Annotated in this window: 6 protein-coding genes; 4 read left to right on the forward strand and 2 right to left on the reverse strand. The window is 51.1% G+C overall.

The genetic code is table 11. From position 1 onward, the window contains the following. Positions 1-892, reverse strand: an 892-nt coding sequence (locus Q0294_RS08850; protein ID WP_299463533.1) for a carbohydrate kinase family protein, incomplete at its 3' end; no start/stop codon positions are given. A gap of 80 nt (positions 893-972) precedes the next feature. Then, positions 973-1,524, reverse strand: coding sequence for a DUF2062 domain-containing protein (locus Q0294_RS08855; protein WP_299463536.1), 552 nt, complete (start codon positions 1,522-1,524; stop codon positions 973-975). A 557-nt stretch (positions 1,525-2,081) separates the two neighbouring features. On the opposite strand from Q0294_RS08855, the gene Q0294_RS08860 reads away from it, so the two are divergent. From Q0294_RS08860 to Q0294_RS08875, 4 genes are all read left to right on the forward strand, one after another. Beyond that, positions 2,082-2,447: an STAS domain-containing protein gene (locus Q0294_RS08860; protein ID WP_299463539.1), complete on the forward strand. Its 366-nt coding sequence runs from the start codon at positions 2,082-2,084 to the stop codon at positions 2,445-2,447. Positions 2,448-2,487: 40 nt separating this feature from the next. Next, entirely contained in the window at positions 2,488-3,294 is an 807-nt protein-coding gene (locus Q0294_RS08865; protein WP_299463541.1) for a biotin--[acetyl-CoA-carboxylase] ligase, read from the forward strand. A gap of 17 nt (positions 3,295-3,311) precedes the next feature. Continuing rightward, on the forward strand, positions 3,312-4,316 hold the full coding sequence (locus Q0294_RS08870; protein WP_299463543.1) for a D-2-hydroxyacid dehydrogenase: 1,005 nt from the start codon (positions 3,312-3,314) through the stop codon (positions 4,314-4,316). A 1,165-nt stretch (positions 4,317-5,481) separates the two neighbouring features. Beyond that, on the forward strand, positions 5,482-5,776 hold a 295-nt coding region (locus tag Q0294_RS08875), incomplete at its 3' end, for an Imm31 family immunity protein (RefSeq protein WP_299463545.1).

Here is a 5,776-nt window from a genome sequence, read left to right on the forward strand (position 1 = left end):
CTGTGGCGCCGGTTGCGCGTACGCAGCTGTGTCCCAGTGCAGAACCGAACGTAAGACATTCTTCGGGGCTGGCACCTTCCAGCAGCCCGTGAATAAAACCTGCCACAAACGCGTCTCCGCTGCCAGTTCCGTCAACCAGATTCACCGGGTAAACTTCAGAGCGAATCGTGCGGCGGTCTTCCATCAGGATACTCCCTTCCCCGCCGCAAGTGATAATCACGGTTTTCGCACCCGCTTCTTTGAAAGCCCGTGCCTGAGCAATCGGGTCCGATTCTCCCGTAATCAAGGCCCCTTCATCATTATTGGGCAGAAAATAATCGCTGAACGGCAGCACCGGCTTCAGCATTTTCCAGTAATCATGCGGCTTGGGAGTCACCACATCCAGCACCGTGATCACACCGGCTGCCTGGGCGGCGCGGAACATTTTGACCACATTTTCAGGCGATAATTCTTCCGAAAGGCAATATCCGCCCAGATACAGAATTCGACAGGACTGAATCTGTTCCTCGGTGACGGTTGCTCCCGTGAACAGCGAATTCGCCGCCACCGAATGAATGAATCGTCGGTCTTCCCCCTGAACGTTGATTACGAACGATCCGCTGGTCGGAAGCTGGTCCGATTTCATCAGGTAATCGCAGTGAACTCCCGATTGGATCAGGCTTTCCTCGACATAACGGCCGAACACATCCTGTCCGACAATGCCCGCAATCGCCACCTCTCTATCGAGTCTCGCCAGGTCGGCGGCCACGTTTGATGCACAACCGCCGATGGTCAGTTCCATCTCATCGGTGAGCACCAGTTCTCCCGGTTTCGGCATGTGGTCAATGGCTTTGCAGACATGATCCGCAACAATAATACCCGCACATAAACAGTCATACTTGGGAGACGACATCAAATACCCCTTAATATCTCGTCAAAATCAGATGGCCGATAGATTGATTATTATGAGAGAGTTAAGGTTGAGTTCAACGCCTAACTGGAATGAAGATGCACAGATTTTGCGTTCTGGTCTGCTTCGACAGGTTTGTGAGGAATGACCGTCTGAGTCTCCGTTTCATCCGCGTGAGCACCCGGCTCCCGCTTTTGAAAATGCATCACCAGCCGCAGCATAATCGGATACGTCACCAGCGAAAAAAAAGTGGCCACGATTAAAGACCCGATAATCAGTGGTGAGCCCACATCCAGCATGAGTTGTTTGATCGTTTCCCACCATCCGTTGAAACCTTCGAATTCCAGAATCCGGGCGAAATCCTGCTGGGTCATCGACCCGCCGACGTAATAGGTGCCGACTTTGTAGTCAAACCAGTAAATCGGCACCAGCGTTAAAGGGTTCGAGATATAAACCGTGATCAAGGAAGCAATCTGGTTAAACCGAAACAGGGGGCGCGTCACAAACGCAAAGCAGATCACCATCAGCATTTGAACGCCGACCGTGGGGGTTAAAGCGATGAACATTCCAATCGCGGTCCCCAGCGCAATCGAGTGCGCACTGTCATCCAGCATTAAAATCGAACGCAGAAGCATTCGAGGGCTGCTATTCCAGGCTAGTTTTGATGAGGACATATAGGCGATTCAACAGGCTGGTTCAGGTAGATCTATCTGGAAGGTTGTTCATAGTACATGCGCGACGATTTGGATAATTATATCGGTTGGTTCGTGGTAAAATTCCTCTGGTTTATGGAATTATCCGATTACGGCGATCATGCTGTCTTGGACAACCATTTCTCCAGACCTGATTATACGGAATGCAACCGGCGGCAACCGGACAAATTCTATTTTTTCTGCAACGATCTTGTATTCTAGTTAAGGTATTTCACATTAGGCAACTGAAATTACCGCTCCGAATACGAGGTTTGGGGAAAGTGTCTGAAAATACGATTTCTTCCCGGAATCCAGTAAAAACGAGATGTACACTTTGATGGAATCGTCCCGTTTTTATTGAGAGTTTTCAATTCGATGCCTGATATTTGGCTTTCAGGTTGGTTATGCTCTAAAAGAACATTGATGCATTCTTCATATCCTTTTAATACAAAAGTGCTTGTCAGGCAGTCCCTGAACTGGTGTGATACTGGAATTAAGCGATGATAGATAACTTGGAAATCTTTAAGGTAGAAGTGACTACGCCAAATCTGGTGGTAGTCCCCCAGGGTTCGACCTTGCAATTTCAGTACAGCAATGTCCAGATTGAATCCAATAAGGTTCTGCGGCTGTTCGACACTCCGGAACTGAAAAATGTGGTCATCGATCTGTCTCAAGTCGATTATCTCGATTCGATTATTATCGGGGCGATTATCCGTCTGCTGCAGCGTGCCCGCCAGACCGGGGGACAGGCTGTTTTCTGTAACGCGAGCGTCAACATGCAGAATATCCTGAAGTGCATTAAAGTCGGGACACTCTGGCCTTTGTACGATTCCCGGGAAGAGGCTCTCACTGCTTTGTCCGCGTAATTCATAATCGTTCGATCTCTTTCCTGAAAATGAGTCTGGAATGCTGCCGTTTACTGCTGAGGATTTGAAAGCAATCCAGACGGAAACCTTCATCGAGCATCTCGACTATTTCGAAAGTCTCGCCTCCACCAATACCTGGGCCCTGCACACGCACTGCTCCCCCGCAAAGACCAACCCGGCACGCGACATCAGTCTGCCCAGTCTGGTCCTCACCGGAAAACAGACCGCAGGCCGCGGTCGAGGCAGCAATTCCTGGTGGTCTCCCGAAGGGGGACTCACCTTCTCGCTCGTCGTCGATGTCGGGCAGATCCAAATTCCTCTCGAACAGCAGCCGCTCATCGCACTGGCGACAGGACTCGCCGTCTGCGAAACACTCGAAAAGTACCTCCCCGAGTTTGACCTGAAATTGAAATGGCCCAACGACGTTTATCTGGAAGGCAAAAAAGTCTCCGGCATTCTCGTCGAAACCGCCGCCAATCAACCGGGGCTCGTCGTCATCGGTGTCGGCGTGAATCTGAATAACTCTTTCCTGTCGGCGGAAGACGGACTGCAATCGACGGGCACTTCGCTCTACGAAACCACCCGCCAGAAATATTCGCTGGCCACCACGCTCATTGATCTGATCAACGGCATCGAGAATCGGCTCTACGACGTCGCCAGCGAAAAAACGGAATTCATGTCGGCCTGGCGAAAGTACTGCCTCTTGACCGGCAGGACCATTCGAATTAATACCGGTCGGGAGACAAAACAGGGAACCTGCCTGGAAATCGACGATCAGGGTTTTCTGATCCTGAAAACCGAAGCCGGCCTCGAACGTATTATCAGTGGCACCATCGAACATTTTTAATGGAATCCTTGTCATCCATGAAAAAACTACTCATCTACCCAGCCATCGATTCCACGAGACGGGACTGCATTCAGGAAGTCTCCGACCAGCTCACCGTCTGTAACGCAAAAGATCTGTCCGAAGCGTTGACCGAAATCAAACACGCCGACGCCTTCTTCGGCAAGATCACGCCCGAGCTGCTCGCCGCCGCCGAGAACCTGCAGTGGATTCAGTCCCCCACCGCCAGCCTCGAACATTACGTTTTTCCAGAACTGATCGAACATCCCTGCCAGCTCACCAACATGCGCGGCATTTTTTATGACGTCATCGCCGACCACGTCATGGGGTTCGTAATCTGCTTCGCCCGTAATCTGCATCGCTACATCCGCCAGCAGACCGCAGCGAACTGGCAGCCCATCGGCGGGCAGGCCGGTAAACCCGATTTTGTCACAGGACCCGGACGGGTCAGTCAAGTTGATCGCAGTCATCTGCATCTCTCCGATTGTTCGCTGGGCGTTGTCGGTGTCGGCTCGATTGGCGCGGAAATCTGTCGTCGCGCCGCAGCCTTCGGCATGACGGTTTACGCCGTTGATCCTTATACATCAGAAGTCCCCGGCGTCGTTGAGGAAGTCTGGCTCGTCGACCGTTTGAGCGACCTGTTAGCCCTCAGCGATTTCGTCGTCATCGCCGCCCCGCATACCCCCCAGACCGAAAAACTGTTTCGCACCGTCCAGTTCCAGCAGATGAAATCCAGCGCGTACCTGATCAACATCGGCCGCGGCGCCATCGTCGATCTGCAGGATTTAACCGCCGCGTTACAGGAAGGCGACATCGCCGGCGCGGGCCTCGACGTGTTCGAGATCGAACCGCTGCCCGCCGACCATCCGCTGTGGCACATGGAAAACGTGATCATCACCCCCCACATCGCGGCTGCCTCCACCCGCGTCCCCGAACGCCATCTGGAAACATTACTGGAAAACCTCCGTTGTTTCCTCGCCGGCAAACCGTTCATCACACTCGCCGACAAACAGAACTGGTTCTGAAACAACACTGCTGATTTGTTTTGATCACTGGTTAAAACCGCTCTTGACGCGAACCCGGCGTTGCTTAGTTTATCAAAAGTTGTGTGTCGCGCGCGTGCGCTCCTCAGGTTCAGGTGAAGAAGTGAAACCAGTCTCAGACCCGCCTGGCAAAAACCACTTGTTTCAGCACTTTTTTTCAAATGGAAACTCAATTCTGTTATGAGTATCGACACACGTCGGCACATTTCCAACATTACCCGCCCCACTCCCCCACCATCAGGACACCCTCCCGCCACGCCCCGCCCCACAAGAAAAAGCAGTTTCCTCTTGACGTCCCCCCGCCCCCAAAGAAAATCAGCATCAACAGCAATTATAAAAACAGCCGACAGCAGCAATAACAGATTCATAGAAATCACACCTTCGCAGCAATAGCATATTCGTAGGGGCAAACCCATGTGTCAGCCCGACAGTACAGGTTCAATATCAGAGAAGCACTTCCAACTCGTGAATATGTAGGGTGCGGCCCTATGTGGCCGCCCGCCGGTAAACAATGTTCCAACCAAAACACCTGCAGAAAACACATCAACAACCTCCCAAAGTGAGCGGCAAAGCGCTAGCTGCCGTTTAAGAACGTAGTGAATCATTCACCCGATTTTACCGCAGAGACTCGCAATCAGAGAGCTGAAAATGCTTAAGCAATGAACATGAAAATCAGTATGCTATCCAGGATGTTTCGTGTCTTCCCTGGTAAAAAAAACAGCTCGCTCAACTCCACCCTGACGACCGCGAGGCATCCGTAATTAGCCGCAGGGCGTTAGCCCCGGTTCCTTCCCGTCCATTTTTGATTGCACGACTCAATGTTTTTTCTGTGACAAAAGCAAATTCAAATGAAGAAACACAACCTGACCACCGGTATAAACCCAGGCATCCCACAAAGAAAATGAGCGGGTCGGCGCTAGCCGCCGTTAGAAACATGACAAAAAACTCAACCCGATTTTACCAGACAGACTCTCACTCAGAGTGCTGAAAATAGTGAACCTGTCAGCAGGAAAGGGGAACGACGCCATTTGTTCGTGTCGTCCGTGGTAGCAAAAAAACTCAATGAGACAGAAAAAAATTGTGCCCTCTTATTCGATCCGTTATTATCTCAACAACAGGTGATGAACATCATGAGGTAACAAAAACAATGCAGCATCAATTTCAATTTTACGAAGTAGTCGTTGTTGTCGAAAACGAGGATGATAACCTTCAGGCTGTCGCAGGGCAGGAAGGTACAATTCTCGGGATGTCACAAAATGAAGAATCCGGCCACTGGGGCTACGCGGTATCAATGACCGATACTGGAATAGTTTGTTCCATCGATGAGAGTTATTTGAAGTCAACAGGCAAGATACAGCGTCGCTCCGACTTTTACTCAGGTGACTCCGTCAAAGTGCAAGTTGATCCGAATACGGGCGAAGGATCACTGAAAAAAGATGTTT

The sequence above is a fragment of the uncultured Gimesia sp. genome (genome assembly GCF_937919775.1).
Lineage (GTDB): Bacteria > Planctomycetota > Planctomycetia > Planctomycetales > Planctomycetaceae > Gimesia.